The 17,122-nt window shown below is 41.4% G+C and carries 16 protein-coding genes, 1 pseudogene and 1 riboswitch; of the genes and pseudogenes, 3 read left to right on the top strand and 14 right to left on the bottom strand.

Annotated features, from left to right (window positions below; genetic code table 11):
* Window positions 1–3: 3 nt before the first annotated feature.
* From deoB to Q7P97_RS03885, 5 genes are all read right to left on the bottom strand, one after another.
* Entirely contained in the window at window positions 4–1,197 is a 1,194-nt protein-coding gene (deoB, locus tag Q7P97_RS03905; RefSeq protein WP_303966855.1) for a phosphopentomutase, read from the bottom strand.
* A gap of 24 nt (window positions 1,198–1,221) precedes the next feature.
* Complete coding sequence (gene xerD, locus Q7P97_RS03900) at window positions 1,222–2,112, bottom strand: site-specific tyrosine recombinase XerD (RefSeq protein WP_303966853.1); 891 nt, start codon at window positions 2,110–2,112, stop codon at window positions 1,222–1,224.
* A 43-nt stretch (window positions 2,113–2,155) separates the two neighbouring features.
* On the bottom strand, window positions 2,156–2,632 hold the full coding sequence (gene fur / locus Q7P97_RS03895; RefSeq protein WP_085428762.1) for a ferric iron uptake transcriptional regulator: 477 nt from the start codon (window positions 2,630–2,632) through the stop codon (window positions 2,156–2,158).
* 96 nt (window positions 2,633–2,728) lie between these two features.
* The gene (locus tag Q7P97_RS03890; protein ID WP_303966850.1) at window positions 2,729–3,241 is read right to left on the bottom strand and encodes a hypothetical protein; all 513 of its coding nucleotides are present in this window, start codon (window positions 3,239–3,241) and stop codon (window positions 2,729–2,731) included.
* Window positions 3,242–3,305: 64 nt separating this feature from the next.
* Entirely contained in the window at window positions 3,306–3,839 is a 534-nt protein-coding gene (locus Q7P97_RS03885) for an NUDIX hydrolase (protein WP_303966847.1), read from the bottom strand.
* A 72-nt stretch (window positions 3,840–3,911) separates the two neighbouring features.
* Here Q7P97_RS03885 and Q7P97_RS03880 point away from each other — a divergent pair, with 72 nt between their 5' ends.
* Window positions 3,912–4,814 (top strand): aldo/keto reductase, encoded by a 903-nt coding sequence (locus Q7P97_RS03880; protein ID WP_303966844.1) that lies wholly within the window; start codon window positions 3,912–3,914, stop codon window positions 4,812–4,814.
* A gap of 41 nt (window positions 4,815–4,855) precedes the next feature.
* Here Q7P97_RS03880 and Q7P97_RS03875 read toward each other — a convergent pair whose 3' ends face one another.
* The 3 genes from Q7P97_RS03875 to Q7P97_RS03865 all read right to left on the bottom strand — a co-directional run bounded on the left by Q7P97_RS03875 (window position 4,856) and on the right by Q7P97_RS03865 (window position 8,552).
* Entirely contained in the window at window positions 4,856–6,208 is a 1,353-nt protein-coding gene (locus Q7P97_RS03875; protein WP_085428758.1) for a nucleobase:cation symporter-2 family protein, read from the bottom strand.
* On the bottom strand, window positions 6,205–6,792 hold the full coding sequence (locus Q7P97_RS03870; protein WP_303966840.1) for a xanthine phosphoribosyltransferase: 588 nt from the start codon (window positions 6,790–6,792) through the stop codon (window positions 6,205–6,207). The genes Q7P97_RS03875 and Q7P97_RS03870 overlap by 4 nt, the downstream gene beginning before the upstream one ends.
* Before the next feature lie 130 nt (window positions 6,793–6,922).
* Window positions 6,923–7,024, bottom strand: a riboswitch (purine riboswitch).
* A gap of 601 nt (window positions 7,025–7,625) precedes the next feature.
* Window positions 7,626–8,552 (bottom strand): AEC family transporter, encoded by a 927-nt coding sequence (locus Q7P97_RS03865; protein ID WP_303966838.1) that lies wholly within the window; start codon window positions 8,550–8,552, stop codon window positions 7,626–7,628.
* Between the two features lie 74 nt (window positions 8,553–8,626).
* On the opposite strand from Q7P97_RS03865, the gene Q7P97_RS03860 reads away from it, so the two are divergent.
* On the top strand, window positions 8,627–9,847 hold the full coding sequence (locus Q7P97_RS03860; protein ID WP_303966837.1) for a CynX/NimT family MFS transporter: 1,221 nt from the start codon (window positions 8,627–8,629) through the stop codon (window positions 9,845–9,847).
* Window positions 9,848–9,898: 51 nt separating this feature from the next.
* Here the strand turns inward: Q7P97_RS03860 and Q7P97_RS03855 are convergent, their stop codons facing one another.
* The 3 genes from Q7P97_RS03855 to Q7P97_RS03845 all read right to left on the bottom strand — a co-directional run bounded on the left by Q7P97_RS03855 (window position 9,899) and on the right by Q7P97_RS03845 (window position 12,774).
* Window positions 9,899–10,654 carry an exodeoxyribonuclease III gene (locus Q7P97_RS03855; RefSeq protein ID WP_303966835.1) on the bottom strand — a complete coding sequence of 252 codons (756 nt, stop codon included), beginning with the start codon at window positions 10,652–10,654 and terminating at the stop codon, window positions 9,899–9,901.
* Window positions 10,655–10,674: 20 nt separating this feature from the next.
* Window positions 10,675–11,586, bottom strand: a complete 912-nt coding sequence (locus Q7P97_RS03850; RefSeq protein ID WP_303966832.1) for a pseudouridine-5'-phosphate glycosidase — start codon at window positions 11,584–11,586, stop codon at window positions 10,675–10,677.
* A 63-nt stretch (window positions 11,587–11,649) separates the two neighbouring features.
* Complete coding sequence (locus tag Q7P97_RS03845; RefSeq protein ID WP_303966830.1) at window positions 11,650–12,774, bottom strand: NAD(P)/FAD-dependent oxidoreductase; 1,125 nt, start codon at window positions 12,772–12,774, stop codon at window positions 11,650–11,652.
* Window positions 12,775–12,904: 130 nt separating this feature from the next.
* Here Q7P97_RS03845 and Q7P97_RS03840 point away from each other — a divergent pair, with 130 nt between their 5' ends.
* Complete coding sequence (locus Q7P97_RS03840) at window positions 12,905–14,005, top strand: branched-chain amino acid aminotransferase (RefSeq protein WP_483315725.1); 1,101 nt, start codon at window positions 12,905–12,907, stop codon at window positions 14,003–14,005.
* A gap of 45 nt (window positions 14,006–14,050) precedes the next feature.
* On the opposite strand, the gene Q7P97_RS03835 is transcribed toward Q7P97_RS03840, so the two are convergent.
* The 3 genes and pseudogenes from Q7P97_RS03835 to Q7P97_RS03825 all read right to left on the bottom strand — a co-directional run bounded on the left by Q7P97_RS03835 (window position 14,051) and on the right by Q7P97_RS03825 (window position 16,900).
* A complete protein-coding gene (locus Q7P97_RS03835; protein ID WP_085428747.1) occupies window positions 14,051–14,848 on the bottom strand; it encodes an ABC transporter ATP-binding protein in 798 nt (265 codons plus the stop codon).
* Window positions 14,823–15,866, bottom strand: a pseudogene (locus Q7P97_RS03830) (ABC transporter permease). Before Q7P97_RS03830 ends, Q7P97_RS03835 begins: the two are co-directional and overlap by 26 nt.
* A gap of 23 nt (window positions 15,867–15,889) precedes the next feature.
* A complete protein-coding gene (locus tag Q7P97_RS03825; protein WP_303966820.1) occupies window positions 15,890–16,900 on the bottom strand; it encodes an ABC transporter substrate-binding protein in 1,011 nt (336 codons plus the stop codon).
* Window positions 16,901–17,122 lie beyond the last annotated feature (222 nt).

Raw genomic sequence — 17,122 nt, 5'->3', positions numbered from 1 at the left:
AGATTAATCCTCCTTTGCTAATGAAGACAAGAAACTTTCACCGTGCTCAGGCATATCTACTTGGAAGTTCTCGGCAATTGTCGCACCGACATCAGAGAAAGTTTTACGGATTGGCAGTTGGCCCGTACCTGTGTTTGAAGGTGAATAAACGAGTAACGGTACATATTCTCTAGTATGATCCGTTCCTTCATGAATTGGGTCATTGCCGTGATCTGCTGTAATAATCAATAAATCATCCGGTCGTAGCGCATCCATAATCTCAGGCATGCGTGCATCAAACTCTTCAAGTGCATTACCGTATCCAATCGGATCACGTCGGTGGCCATATAACGCATCAAAATCTACTAGATTGACGAAGCTAAGTCCTTCAAAATCTTTTTGCATAACCGTGACGAGCTTATCCACGCCATCCATGTTACTTGTTGTGCGGACTGCTTCCGTTACGCCTTCGCCATTATAGATATCAGCAATTTTGCCAATTGCAATGACGTCATAGCCTTTATCCTGTAACTCGTTCATTACGGTTTTACCAAATGGTTTAAGTGCATAATCATGACGATTTGTTGTGCGTGAAAACGCTCCCGGTTCTCCAATAAACGGACGTGCAATAACACGTCCAACTAAAAACTCAGGTTGCAGCGTTAGTTCTCTTGCGATTTCACAAATACGATATTGCTCTTCAATAGGAATAATTTCCTCGTGCGCTGCAATTTGTAGCACTGGATCGCCAGACGTGTAAACGATGAGAGCACCTGTCTTCATATGCTCTTCGCCAAGTTCTTCGATAATCTCCGTACCACTTGCCGGTTTATTTCCGATAACTTTTCTGCCTGTTTTTAATTCTAGCTCATCAATTAATTCTTTTGGAAAACCATTTGGGTACACTTTGAACGCATCATCGATTCGCAAACCCATGATTTCCCAATGTCCTGTCATCGTATCTTTACCGACAGACGCTTCTTGCATTTTTGTATAATATCCTTGCGCTTCTTTTTGTGGCACTAGACCTTTGATGGGTGCAATGTTTGCAAGACCTAAGCGTTCCAAGTTCGGTAGTTTAAGCCCATCCATCTCTTCACCAATATGTCCAAGTGTATTGGAGCCAACGTCACCAAATGCTTTAGCATCCGGCGCTTCACCGATTCCTACAGAGTCGAGCACGATTAAATGAATGCGATTATAACGAAATTCTTTCATGTGAAAACCTCCAGTAATAGTAATTTACGCTCTCGGATGAAATTGACTATAGACATCTTTCAAGCGCTTTTTGCTGACATGCGTGTAAAGTTGTGTCGTGGAAATATCGGCATGACCGAGCATTTCCTGAACCGCACGCAAATCGGCTCCGTTTTCGATTAAATGTGTGGCAAATGAATGGCGTAGTAAATGTGGCGAAATAACTTTCTGAATTCCCGCCTTCACTCCAGTATCTTTCAGGATTTTCCAACATCCCTGCCTCGTCAGCCTTCTGCCATGCATATTTAAAAACACAGCTTCCGTATCCCGAATGAACTGCGGACGCCCTTCATTCAAATACTTTGTACAAGCATCGATTGCGGATCGTCCTAGCGGCACAATCCGTTCTTTACTGCCTTTTCCGAACACGCGCACAAAGCCCATTGTCAAATGAAGGTCAGCTAAATCGATCGCTATCAATTCACTTACCCTCATTCCGGTCCCATATAACAATTCAAGCAATGCAGTATCACGCATTCCTTGTGGAGTGTTGCCATCCACTGCATTAATCAGCCGCTCTATTTCAGGAATTGAGAGCACATCTGGCAATTTTTGTTCGATTTTAGGTAATTCAATATGTATCGTACAATCATGTGTCGTCACTTGCTCTCTTACTAAAAATTGATGAAATGAACGAATAGAAGAAATATGCCGGGAAAGTGTACGACTGGATTTACCACTATCTTTTAACATCTGCAAATAGTGTAGAACGGTTGCACGTTCAATCGAATTAAGTGTTTCCAAAGACAAGCTTTCAATGAAATGCAAATAGGCCATAAGATCCCGCCGGTAAGACTTTACCGTGTTTTGCGATAGCTGCCTTTCAACTACCAAGAAATGCACATAATCTTCTAATGCAAACTGTGCATCTTTCATAGACCTTCCTCCTTTCTAACATGAAAGTAAAAAAGGATAGCGCTTAGGCCATCCCATTGTCTTCTTGTTCTTTCTCTTCGTCCTTCACTTTACAACGTTTACAAATCCCATGGAACGTTAGCCAATGATCTTTGACCGTAAAACCATAACGACCTTCTACGACTTTTTCTACTTCGCCAAGTAGGTCTTCCTGAATTTCATCAACTGTTCCACATTCTAAACAAATTAAGTGATGGTGGAACCGCGCAGCGCCTTCTTCGCGCAAATCATAACGTGCGACACCATCGCCAAAGTTAATTTTATCAACAACTTTTAGTTCAGTTAATAATTCTAATGTACGATATACAGTCGCTAGACCAATATCTGGTGCTTTTTCTTTTACTAGTAAAAATACATCTTCTGCACTTAAATGGTCTTCTTCATTTTCTAGAAGAACTGCTACAGTCGCTTCACGCTGAGGCGTCAACTTGTAGCTGGCCCCGTGCAATTGCTTCTTGATTCGTTCAATTCGGCTTTCCATACGACGCCCCCCTCAAATTGTTTCCATTATACCAAACTGTCGTTCCAGATGACAATAGAAAGGAAAGGTTCAGTTCATTATAGTGTGTAGTGGACATTACTTTATAAAATGAAAGATCGATAGTTCCAATATTTGCGTGATCAACAATAAAGCAATTAATGGTGGCACGGCAGTTAATGGGCGATCTTTCTTATTTGCTGGTGCAGCGAAAAAAGGCGGGTTCAACACCGAGCATAAAATCAAGAACAACAAACAGCTGATTAATTGAAATGGGAACCACCAAATCGTATAGGATACCAATTTTAAGCCTGTCGATAATAAGTAGGTAGATGACAAGCCAAAGAAGGCACATTTAATTGCACCGAGAAACATAGTGATAAAACGGAGTCTTTTATACTTAGACAGAATGATGGCGACTAGAATAAAGCTCAATGTCACCACAACAGGTGACCACAAAGCTGCTTCAGATCCATTCACTATGCGCTGATCATATAAACCGATGATCTGCTCTAGCGACGTGACCGGCCACTCTCTGAATAATAAAGCCCCTCCTATATAACTGATTGCGAGTATAACGAATAAATACACAAAAGACAATGATCGAGCCATAAATAGGACACCTCCGCATCGTTTCTATAACATATGCTTGTCCGTCCAGAAATAGCTCAATCCTTTATAGGTTTTTTACATACCAGACAGCAGCAACCGTCTTGGCATCATAAATCCTTTCATTTGCAATGAATTCCTCTGCCTCTTCAACAGTTACTTCTAGTACTTCAATGAATTCATCCTCATCCCCTACAGCAGGCTGTTCCACTTTCTCCAGCTCTTTAGCTACATATAAGTGAATGATTTCATCCGCGAAGCCAGGTGAAGTGGAGAACGTCTGCAAATATTCGAATGAATTCGCACGGTACCCCGTCTCTTCCTCAAGCTCACGAATTGCCGTCAGTTTCGGTTCTTCACCAAGCTCAATTTTGCCAGCAGGTATTTCTAGCATCGTTCGTTCCAAAGGCTTTCTGTACTGTTCAACTAACACGATTTTTTTATCTTTAGTTAAGGCGATAACCGCCACGGCACCTGGATGTTTTACTAATTCTCTTTTGGCTAGTTTTCCATCAGGCAATTCTACTTCGTCTACTTGCACCGAAATGATTTTACCTGTAAAGATGTGCTCTGTTGAGAGGGTTCTTTCTTCAAACTTCATGCAGCACTCAACCCTTTCCATTGGTTTTATATCCCGCATTCATTGTACCATGAAACGAAAGGAGTGAGGCACATGAAGAAGCGTACAATTGGTTCTAGTAATTTATTAGTTTCCGAACTCGGATTGGGCTGTATGTCATTACCAACTGAACTCGAAGCGGCTCGTTCTGTACTAGATGAAGCAGTAAATCACGGCATCAACTACTTCGATACAGCAGATCTTTACGATAAAGGAACAAATGAAGAACTCGTAGGAAAAGTGTTGAAAGAAAAACGTCAAGATTTGATCATTGCGACGAAAGCCGGTAACAAGTGGATTTCAGGAGAATATTCTTGGACTTGGGATCCTTCAAAAGCACATATTATGGACGCTGTTAAACAAAGTTTACGACGTTTACAACTCGACTATATCGACTTGTATCAACTTCACGGCGGGACGATGGAAGATGATGCTGAAGAAACAATCGAGGCGTTTGAAACATTAAAAAGAGAAGGCGTCATACGTGAATACGGTATCTCAAGTATTCGACCTACTGTAATTGATCGTTTTCTGAGTACTAGCAACGCCGTTTCTGTCATGATGCAGTATAACTTGCTAGATCGACGTCCTGAAGAATACTTTTCTATGATTGTAGAAAAAGGGGCATCCGTTGTCACTAGAGGAACGCTAGCAAAAGGTTTGCTTACACATGAAAGTATGGAACGCGTCAAGAAAGTAAATGGTTTCGTATCCTATCCACAATCCGAGTTGCAGCAGACAGTTCAAGCCCTTTCTAAAGAAACAAATGACTTACAGGCATACGCTCTTGCTTTCGCCCTTAAAGAGCCTGCTGTCGCGTCGGCCTTGATAGGTTCTAGAACACAAGCACAACTTCGTGAGTCGTTAGCAGCTTATGACACGCAAATAGATCCACATATACTAAAGAAATTAGTAAACATAACAAAACAACATCAATATGAACAGCATCGACTGTGAAATACAAAAAGAGCAACTGCATTTTGGCAGTCGCTCTTTTCTTATTTATGATCCGCTGTACTTACTAAGACCGAAGAAGGTCCTTCTTTTATGCTAAGCGGCATAGCTTTTGCTTCGTTTACCAGTTTAGCCATTTGTTTTTTCTTTGAAGGGATCATATTAAAAATGATATTCAAGAATATAGCCATGATACTTCCTAGCACAATTCCATTATTCGTTAAGATTTGCACGTTTTTAGGCAGTTGTTGGAATAGGTCAGGCACTGCTGCAACTCCTAGACCGAGTCCGACTGAACATGCAACGATCATTGCATTATCCTGAGTTTTTGAGATAACAGGAATTAACATTTTAATACCTTGTGAAACGACCATTCCGAACATTGCAACCATTGCTCCACCAAGAACGGCTGGTGGAATGATCGTTGCTAAAGCTGCTACTTTCGGCAAGAAGCCTAAGGATATCAACATAATTGCAGTAACGAATACTACTCGACGTGATTTCACACCTGATAACTGCATCAAACCAACATTTTGAGAAAATGTCGTGTATGGAAATGCGTTAAAGATACCGCCTATAACAGAAGCCAATCCTTCCGCACGATATCCTTTTTCTAACATTTTCTGATCAATTTCTTGCTCACAAATGTCACCAAGCGCGAAGTATACCCCCGTTGATTCTACAAGTGAAACCATCGCAACCAAAGTCATGATCACAATCGGTAACAAGTGGAACGTAGGTGTCGCTAAAAAGAATGGTGTAACAATATGAACGTACGATGCTTCTTGGACATTTGAAAAGTCTACCATGCCAAGCATTACAGCAGCCACTGTACCTACAACCAATCCCATTAGAATGGCTATAGATTGTAAGAATCCTGTAGTGAAGCGGAACATCAAAATAATGAACAATAATGTTCCGAATGATAAACCAATATTGATCATCGAGCCAAAGTCTTCAGCCCCTTGTCCGCCACCCATATTCGTGATAGCGACCGGAATTAGCGTAAGGCCAATGATTGTCACAACAGAACCCGTGACGATTGGAGGGAAGAACTTCACAAGACTTCCAAAGAAACGGCTGATGAAGAAAATAATTGCACCCGATGCAATGACTGCACCGTAAATAGCTGAAATACCGTAATCATTACCTATCAAAATCATCGGACCTACTGCAGTAAATGTACAACCAAGAACTACAGGTAGACCGATACCGAAATATTTATTACGGGAAATCTGTAATATTGTCGCGATTCCGCACATTAGAATGTCAATTGAAACTAGATACGTCAATTGTGTCGGTGTTAAACCAATCGCATTTCCGACAATAAGTGGAACCAACACTGCGCCTGCATACATAGCTAGTAAATGCTGAAAACCTAGCAGCGTAGTTTTCATCGTTCCATTTCCTCCCCAACAAACTGAACTTGACCATTTTGTAATGACTGAAGTTCAGCCAACGACTCCAAACGCACGCCTTCTTTTCGGATTAAATCTCCACCCGGTTGGAAGCATTTTTCAATGACAATTCCAACACCTGCGATCGTTGCACCTGCTTGTTTTGCGATATCTATTAATCCAAGCGCGGCTTGTCCGTTTGCAAGGAAATCGTCAATTAGCAATACCGTATCTTCACTTGATATAAAATCTTTCGAAACCGAAATATCATTCGATTCCTTCTTCGTGAAAGAATATACTTCCGCGGAGTAGAGGTGATCCGTCAATGTAAGAGATTTGCGTTTTCTGGCGAATACTACCGGAACACCTAATATCATTCCTGCCATCGTCGCTGGAGCAATACCCGAAGATTCAATCGTGATGATTTTCGTGATGTTTTGATCGCTAAATCGGCTTACAAACTCTTTCCCGATTTCTTGCATCAATAATGGATCAATTTGATGATTCAAAAACGAATCCACTTTCAATACCTCTTCTGATAATACTTTACCTTCTTGTCGAATCTTGTTTTTTAGCAACTCCACGCTGTTATGCTCCCTTCATTTTTCCGAATAAAAAAAGCGCATATGCCATACTCCCATATAATAACTATGAGAGAGCGGCATGTACGCTTTTAAAAATGAAAAAGCAATTTCTTGTCGAACGACAAAGAAAGCTGCTTTTCATTCTCCCCATAGGCGGTCTATTTTCGGTAGACCGGTAGAAACTTACGGGCCATATCCCCGTGATTATATGAGTCTTATTTAACTGAATGCTAACAGTATAGCACGATTCGACATTTTTTCAATACGAATATTTGACGATTTGCTTGCTAGCTTTAACTTAGCAAGCATATAGACATATTCTCGACAAAAAGTTGGGCTGAATTGGAATGAGATGTTGTTTTGAGAGAGAATTAATAGTGAGTGGTTCGGGATGGAAGCTCCAATTGGGGGACGCTTTCCCATGGGCTCGCGGTGAGCCAACCAGTTCGCTACGCTCTCTTTGGTTGTCTCACCTGATCGAGCTGATCCATCGGGAGTCGCCCCCAACTTCCGCTTCCATCCTACGTTGAGAGTACGAGTACTTGGGTCACTCACTGTAGCTAGTATCTCAATCATTGTTTTGTCTTAACTTATTTTAAGTTCAAGTACTGAAGTTCAAAACCTTTTACAACACTTATTTCAATGAGCAACAACAAGTAACTTCTACTTACTTTGCAAGGGATTGTAGCGTAAGAGGGTCGACTCCTGGAAGATCAGTGAGGCGCCCGATCGTAGCGCTGGGATGTGGTTCACCGCCCACCCGTAGGACACGCGTCCCCTCTGAAGTACCAATCCCCACCCCAATACAACGAACACTCTCTCTCATACGTTGATTAAAACAAGATAGATGAAAGATAAATCACTACGCCTACTGTGAAACTGCTAGCTACGTTGTTGAACAAGACAATTTGGGCTGCTAGCTCGGACTCTACGTCGTATTCCAATGCCAGTGTTGAGCTATTTCTCGATGTTGGAAATGAGCTGGCGATCCACAGTGACTGAGCCGTGACCCCGTCTATTTTTAACAGTAAGATCAACAGCAACGCGACGGCTGGTGAGATGATAAGTCGCCCGATAGCGCTGAGGTAGATCAAACGATTCCAAAGTGTCTTTACTTTAATCTGCGCTAACTGTGCGCCAAGTGTGATGAGTGCGATGGCGATAAAAGCATCCGATAAATGACCGATCGGTAGCTCGATAAACTGCGGCAACTGGATATTAGCCAAGTTAAGCAAAGCACCTAGCCACAAAGCATGGATAATCGGCATCCGAAGAAACTGTTTTGCAATGTCTTTTCCCGACTGCGTGGAAGATACGAGATTATACAATCCATATGAATACGTCAGTAAGTTCTGATAGACGATCAAAACGATCTGAATCGACACTCCAAGCGGATTCGCATGAAAGACTAGCTGACTGACAGGTAATCCATAGTTTCCTGAGTTGATTAGCACAATACTATTCTTCATTACGGCGGTTTGCTGGCGATTCAGACGCAAAAGTTTACTAAATAAATGGCCAGTAATTATTAAAGTGGTCGTGAATAATACAACAAACATGAATACGTCAAGCAAGATTTCTACATCAATAACGGTATGATATAAGTTCATGAACACGGCAGCGGGTATCAAACAATATGTCAGAATATTTCCTAGTGCCTTAACATTAAAAGTAAACTTTATTTGTAAAACAACGCCAATTCCTAATAAAATCAGCATGGGTGTGATAACATTTACAAAGACTATGAGTAAGTACTCCACAAAGGAATCTCCTTTCTGCTGCTTCGGCTACATACTTCTCAGAACAATCTTCAAGGAATACAGGAGGCTTCACAATGGAAAAAGATCGACCAAGTAAACATTTACATTTCCCGAAGAGTCAGTGGGTGTTATTAGCAGGTATTTTATTTTTAGCCGCTACTATCCGTTCTCCGCTAACTTCTGTCGGGCCTATTATCAGTAACATTCGTGATCAACTACAAATTTCTAACTCATTAGCAGGATTTCTAACAACCATACCACTACTGGCATTTGCTATTGTATCACCTTTTACACCACGGATTGCAAAACGATTCGGCATGTCTAGAACGCTTTTCTATGCAATGATTATTTTATTACTAGGAATCATCATGCGTTCTGTCGGTACTAGCACATTGCTACTAATCGGTACATTTTTAATTGGAGTAGGAATCGCATTTGCAAACGTCCTATTGCCAAGTCTTCTTAAACTGAGCTTCCCCTTACATATCGGATTGATGACGGGATTGTACTCAGTGTCTATGAGTATATCTGCAACACTTGCTTCTGGTATCGCTTCTCCCATTGCCAATGAAACAGTGTATGGCTGGCAAGGCGCACTTGGAATTTGGGGAGTCATTACATTACTAGCCATCATCGTATGGATTCCGCAAGTTAGCAAAAAGAAAGAAGTTATCAAATCTGTTCAACAAAACACGAAGTTGAAACCTGCCCTTCCTATTTGGCGTTCACCACTAGCTTGGAGCATAACGGTATTCATGGGACTGCAATCTTTCTTATTTTATACGACAGCATCATGGATTCCCGTTGTGTTGCAAACGAATGGTATGACCGCTGATGCTGCTGGATGGATGTTAGCGCTTGTCCAGCTCGCACAATTGCCTATGATGTTTATCATACCGGTGGTTGCTGATAAAGTACGTGATCAACGTATCCTTGTCGTAGCTGTTTTCGCTTGTTATTTAATTGGTTACGGCGGTGTACAGTTCGGAAGCGAAAGCCTGACTGCACTTTGGATGATTTTCATTGGTCTTGGAGGCGGTTCAGCATTTGGACTCGCTATGATGTTCTTCACTTTACGTACCAACACACCAGACCAAGCGGCTTCTATTTCCGGGATGGCGCAATCGATCGGATACTTACTCGCGTCCGTAGGTCCTGTACTGTTTGGTATGCTTCATGACTTCACTGGTTCATGGAATGCGCCACTCTATACATTCACCATTGTTGCGACCATCTTATTCATCAGTGGGATGTATGCAGGAAAAAGACGTGTAATTTTCCCTGCCACAGAATGAAATCTTTATAATTAAAAGAGCAAGTGCTATATGCACTTGCTCTTTTACATTTTATAGAGATAGCTCCGCCGAAATCGGACAATGATCACTGCCCATAATTTCTGAATGAATGGCTGTCGCTTCTAAAGCTGACTGAAGGCGTTCTGAAATGATAATATAATCAATCCGCCAGCCGATATTTCGTGCACGTACATCGCGCATATAAGACCACCACGTATAACTTCCTTCTAGATCCGGATTCATAAAGCGAAATGTATCAATGAATCCAGCCTCTAACAACCGAGTCATTTTCCCACGCTCTTCATTCGTAAATCCTGAATTGCCAATATTGGATTTCACGTTACGAATATCGATTTCTTCATGCGCTACGTTCAAATCTCCGCAATAGATGACGGGCTTGATGGCATCAAGCAACTGTAAATGCTGAAGTAATTCATCTTCCCATCCTAGTCGAAATGATAATCGTGCCAAGTCCCGTTGTGAATTGGGCGTATAGCAATTGACGAGAAAGAACTCTTCAAATTCTAGCGTCAATACTCGTCCCTCTACTTCGTGATCTAGATCATTCAATCCATAGCGTATAGACAGTGGTGTTTTCTTCGTAAACACTGCAGTACCCGAATATCCTTTTTTCTCTGCATAATTCCAGTAAGATTCATAGCCATCGAAAGAAAGATCGATTTGTCCTTCTTGGCATTTGATTTCCTGGACACAAAATATATCTGCTTGTGCCTGTTCAAAAAAGTCACTGAAGCCTTTTTTCACACATGCTCTAATACCATTCACGTTCCAAGATACTACTTTCAATGCTACACAACCTATCCTTATTAATTACCGTTAAAACTCACTGCCAATTTTGCAGCCAGTTCTGCGTTTGACTTCACCAACGCGATATTGGCTTCGAGGCTTTTACCGCCTGTCATTTCCTGAACTCTTTTTAACATATGTGGCGTGAGATTTTTTCCGCTAATGCCCAATTCTTCAGCTTCTTTAAGCGCATCTGAAACCAATCCATCCATATACTCTTGATCCATAGAATATTTTTCAGGTATCGGATTGGCGATAATTGCACTACCTTCCAAGCCTAGATTCCATTTAACACGTAACATCTCTGCCATCATATCGATTTCGTCTACTCGATAGTCTACATGATGTGCACTGCTTCTTGTATAGAATGCAGGGAAAATATCCGTTTGATACCCCATCACAGGTACACCTTTCGTTTCCAAGTATTCAAGTGTCTTGCCAAGATCCAAAATAGATTTCGCTCCGGAACAAACAACTGCAACACTGGTGCGTGCGAATTCTTCTAAATCAGCAGAAATATCCATCGTTTGTTCTACGTTTCTATGCACGCCACCAATGGCTCCCGTCGTGAACACGCGGATTCGCGCCAAGTCTGCAAAAAACATTGATGCAGCAACCGTTGTTGCCCCCGGCTTTTTAGTCGCAATCAAATAACTAATATCGCGTCTGGACGCTTTAACTACACCTTTGCTATCACCGAAACGTTCCAGTTCTTCATCGGATAGCCCTATTTTAATTTTCCCATCCATAATGGCAATAGTTGCCGGAACCGCTCCGTGATCACGCACAATCTGCTGAACTTCGCGTGCAGCTTTTACATTTTCCGGATATGGCATACCATACGTAATTATTGTGGATTCCAATGCGACTAACGGCTTGCCGTATTTCATCGCTTCTTTTACTTCCTCCGAATATGAAACATATCTTCTCATAAAAATCTTCCCCCTGACCGATCAATCGCTATATATTCATAATAGTCATTATACGCACTTTATTCAATGCTCTTCAGCAATTATTTGGTCAATGGAGTAGCTTTCCAAATCCCATCCTGTTTCTTGATTCAGTACTAGCTGGGATAAAAGCCTGCCGAGAAACGGGCCGACTGTTAAGCCAGATGATCCAAGACCATTAGCAATCCAAATTTGCGGGTGGTCTGGCAATTGGCCAATCACTGGCATAAAATTCGGTGTATGCGGACGTATACCCACTCGGACTTCAGTCAATTCCGCTTCGCTCAGTGCAGGTGCAATAGGTAAAACATGCGTCAATACCCCAAGTATACCGCCAGCTGTCTGCTGTATATTAAAGTCGTCTGTCTCTTCGTGTGTCGCACCTGCCACGAATTTTCCGTCTTGGAATGGTACAAGGTACTGAGTGTTCGGTGGCATAATGACCGGCCATTCGCCCGACGTATTTTGATTGGATTGTAAATGAAGGATTTGCGCTTTCTGTCCAGCTACTTGTAGATTCTTACCTAAAGGTTTTATAAATTCACTTGCCCATGCACCTGCTGCCAAGATGATTTGATCGCCTTCTATAATTTCTCCATCCACTCTGACACCACAGACTTTCCCTTCTTTTATATAAGGTGTTGCGGAGCCTTTTATACTTTGCACACCACGTTTGACTGAAACACGTTCCAATGCATCGCGAAGTTTATCCCCTTCTACTTTGGCTGCGCCTGTAATACGAACTGCTGAATACTCTCTAGACAGAACAGGAAAATAATTTGCTGTCTGCTCTGCGTCTAGTAATTCCACTTCACCGATCTCGGGTGAGAGTTCTTTTCTTTTATTCAGCAATTCGACTTTCTTCTCTAACCGCTTTATATCTGTGTGAATCGCCAAGGCCCCTACTTTCTTATACCCTGTATCGGTCTCACCATGGTTTTCCAATGAACGAATGAATTCAGGATAATATGCAGCACCAGCTGATGCCAATGCATACCATGCTTTATTTCGCCGCTGGGATGCCCAAGGACAAATAATGCCTGCCGCGGCTTTCGTCGCCTGACCTGGTTCTTGTCTATCGATCAATACAACTTCTGCATGTTGCCCAGATAAATGATACGCAGCAGAAGTACCGACGATTCCAGAGCCGATAATCAATATTTTTTTCATAAGATCATGATCCTTTCTTAAATTATTTTACTATTCGTCAAACTTTTTGCTTTATTTTTCTTGAAAAAGCAGTATAATTACATTATTCGGACTTAAATATTCGGAATATTCTACATTTTAAGGAGATTTGATGATTATGACGAGATTACCAATGCAAATTCAACTTGCACAAAATAAAAAAGAAAAGCCAGACCCTAGCACTTTAGTTTTCGGTAAGACATTTACAGACCACATGCTTATTATAGACTATGAGGAAGGCAAAGGTTGGCATAATCATCGCATTACTCCTTACGCTCCATTAGCACTTGATCCTGCTGCAATCGTTCTGCATTACGGACAAACGGTCTTTGAAGGAATGAAGGCATATCGTTCCAAGGAAGGAACTATTCGTTTATTCCGTCCCGATCAAAACATGAAGCGCTTGAATTACTCACTTGACCGTTTATGCATGCCGCGGATCGATGAAGAAAACGCATTATACGCTCTTAATCAGTTATTGCAAATCGAGCAGGATTGGATTCCTACACTAGAAGGAACGTCATTGTATATCCGTCCATTCGTCATTGCAACTGAAGCTTTCCTAGGCGTAGCACCCGCAAAGAAATATCAATTTTACATGATTTTGTCTCCTGTTGGTTCTTACTACAAAGAAGGAATTCATCCAGTCAAAATCCTTGTGGAAAATGAATTCGTGCGAGCTTCAAAAGGTGGAACTGGTAGCGCCAAAACAGCTGGTAATTATGCATCCGCTTTAAAGGCTCAGGAGACAGCAGATAAACAAGGTTACTCACAAGTTTTATGGCTCGATAGCACAGAGCGTAAATACGTTGAAGAAGTAGGAAGCATGAATATCTTCTTCAAAATAAACGGTGAAGTTGTGACACCCGCAATCAACGGCAGCATCCTCGAGGGTATTACACGAAAATCAATCTTGCAATTGCTACGACACTGGGGTGTACCCGTGGCAGAGCGCAAAATCTCGATGGATGAAATCCGATCTGCTTACGAAAGCGGTGAACTAGAAGAAGTCTTCGGTACAGGTACAGCTGCTGTTATTTCCCCGGTCGGTGAACTGAATTGGGACGGTTATAAAATGATTATCGGTAACGGTGAAACGGGTGATCTTTCCACTCGACTGTATAACACATTAACAAATATCCAAACAGGTAAAGAAAAAGATCCGTTCGATTGGGTATATGAAATCAAGAAACATATTGCAAAGCTTGCCTAACACAAAAATGGCCCCTGTTTCCAAACCGGAAACAGGGGCTTTCTTTTATACAGAAAGTAGTGCGGCATCACTAGTAAGTTGTTCACCACGTATGCGCTGGAATTCATCCATCAATTTTGCAATCGTTAAGTGCTTCTTCTGTTCTTCTTCCACTTCTAGGATGATCTGTCCCTTATCCATCATAATCAAACGATTTCCAAGGTCAAGCGCCTGCTGCATATTATGCGTTACCATCAATGTTGTTAGTTGATCTTTCTCAACTAATCTCTTGGTTAAATCCGTGATAAGCTCTGCACGCGATGGATCGAGTGCAGCCGTGTGCTCGTCGAGTAAAAGAATAGATGGTTGTGTGAAAGTCGCCATAAGCAATGACAGCGCTTGACGCTCACCGCCTGACAGCAATCCTACATTAGCCGTCATTCGATCTTCAAGATTCAAATGCAACGTCTCAAGGGATGTCCGGAATAAATCTTTCCGTTTCTTATCCACTCCTCGATGCAAAGAACGGCGTCTATTACGTGAATAGGCCATTGCCAGATTTTCTTCGATCGTCATAGTAGGTGCTGTACCTGACATCGGATCTTGGAATACTCGTCCAATCATTTTGGAACGTTTATATTCTGCCAAACGGGTGACATCTTTATTATCAATATAAATGGAACCGAAATCCGGTGATAATGCACCTGAGATCATATTCATCATCGTTGACTTGCCCGCACCGTTACTGCCTATTACTGTAACGAAATCTCCAGGCTTTAGATGCAGATTAATCTGGTCCAGCGCTACTTTTTCATCCGGAGTCGACTCATTAAACACTTTATTGATGTGATCCAGTTTCAACAACGCTATGACCTCCTCGTAACGATTTCTTCGCTATCCGTTCAGCTTGCCTTTTCGCTTTACGCTTCTTTTCTCGTCTTTTCTCAAGAACTTGTGGAATAATCAATGCGGCAATTACGATAACGGCTGTGATCAATTTCATATCACCAGAATCTAGAATTTTCACACGCAGTGATAATCCTAGTACAATACGGTAAATCACGGCACCAATCACTACCGCTAATGTTGTACGGAAGATGGTTTTTGTTCCGAAGATTGCCTCACCTATAATAACAGATGCCAACCCGATGATAATCATACCAATTCCCATTCCGTTATCGGCAAATTTCCCGTATTGTGCAATCAATGAACCTGAGAAAGCTACTAATGCGTTAGAAATTCCTAATCCGAGAATAACGAGTGTATCCGTATTTGCAGAGAAACTGCGAATCATCTTTTTGTTGTCGCCCGTTGCACGGATTGCCAAACCAACTTCGGTTTGCAAGAACCAGTCCGCAATAAACTTAATAATAACCACAACTAAAATCATCAAAATCAATGTTCCCCAAGTTGAAGGTAAATGTTCAATACCAAGTCCCGACAAGAAGCCATTGATTGCGTCATCAACTCCAAGACTACTCCAGAAAACTTGGAACTTGCTAAAAACCGTTTCTGAATTTAAAAGCGGAATATTTGGGCGGCCTACTGAATTTTCGGTAGTCAGTCCCATTATCCGAAGGTTTATCGAGTAAAGAGCTATCATCATGAGAATTCCGGATAAAAGTGGATTGATTTTTCCTTTGGTATGTAATAAACCGGTTATACATCCAGCAAAAAAGCCGACCACAATCGCGGTAAGTGTTGCAACAAGTGGATGATAGTCAAAAACAATCATCGTAGCCGCTACGGCTGCACCTGTTACAAAACTTCCGTCCACTGTTAAATCTGGAAAATCAAGCACCCGAAATGTTAGTTACACTCCGAGTGCCATGATCGCATAGATGATACCCTGCTCAACTGAGCCAAATACAGCTGAAAACATGCAAGATCATCTCCTAGTTGAATTTATTCTACAACTTCTGCATTCCAATCTTCTTGAATCTTCAAGCCGATTGCATTTGCTGTTTCTTCATTCATTACTAATTTCAAATTTTGGGGTAACTGGACAGGCATTGAATCAGGAGTTTCTTCTCCCTTTAGAATCTTAACTGCCATTTCACCAGCTTCATAGCCGATATCATAGTATTCAAAGCCGTATGCTCCAAGCCCGCCACGTTTCACTGAATCGAATTCACCAACCATCATTGGAATTCTATTGTCATTCGCAACAGAAATAACTGATTCAAGTGCTGATACCACAGTATTATCTGTAATGATATAAAACGAGTCTACTGAACCAATCAAAGATTCAGCTGCTTGTTTTACGTCTGCTGAAGTTGCAACAGATGCTTCTACCACTTCCATATCCATATCTTTAAGAATTTCTTTCACGTGGTCTACTTGTAAACGGGAATTTTGTTCTCCTGAGTTGAAGATCATTCCTACTTTTTTCGCACTTAGATTTTCTTTCAAAAATTTCATTGTGTTTGGAATTGCATCCGGATGATTATCCGTCGTGCCCGTAACATTACCGCCAGGCTCTTCATTCGATGCAACAAGTTCTGCAGCTACTGCATCAGTTACAGATGTGAAGATGATCGGAATATCTTGAGTCGCGCTAGCTGCTGCTTGAGCACTTGGTGTAGAGTTAGCAAAAACCAAGTCCACTCCTGCACCCGCTAAGTTATTTGCAATCGTTGAGTTGGAACTATTATCATTTTGTGCATTTTGTTTGTCATACTCGACATTTAATCCTGCATCTTCAATTGCTTTTTGGAACCCTTCAAATGCAGCATCCAAAGATGGGTGTTCTACAATTTGTGTAACACCAATTGTGTATTTTTCTTCAGTACTTGTTTTGTCGTCATTTTTATCATCTGCTGCTGAATCAGATGACTCCTCTTTTCCACCACATGCAGCCAAAATGAGCAAAATACTGAATAGTGCTGCTGCATAAGTCATCCAACGTTTCTTCATTTAAATCCCCCTATACTATGTTCTATCACTTTTTCGCTATATTCAGAAAAGGTAATAATTATACGTAATCGTACCCTTTACTACGTTATTCGTCAATGGATTATTCAATATTTTGTGTGAATTCACATAAGTTTATGAACGATTCATCCAAATCTTTCATATACTACAATAATTCCAAGAAAAATGATAAATTAGATATAAAAAAAGTCATGCGGTTATTTT

This window comes from Sporosarcina ureae, assembly GCF_029267015.1.
Classification (GTDB): Bacteria; Bacillota; Bacilli; order Bacillales_A; family Planococcaceae; genus Sporosarcina; species Sporosarcina ureae_D.
The sequence above is the reverse complement of the archived record's forward strand: the minus strand, read 5'-3'. Positions and strand labels throughout refer to the sequence as shown.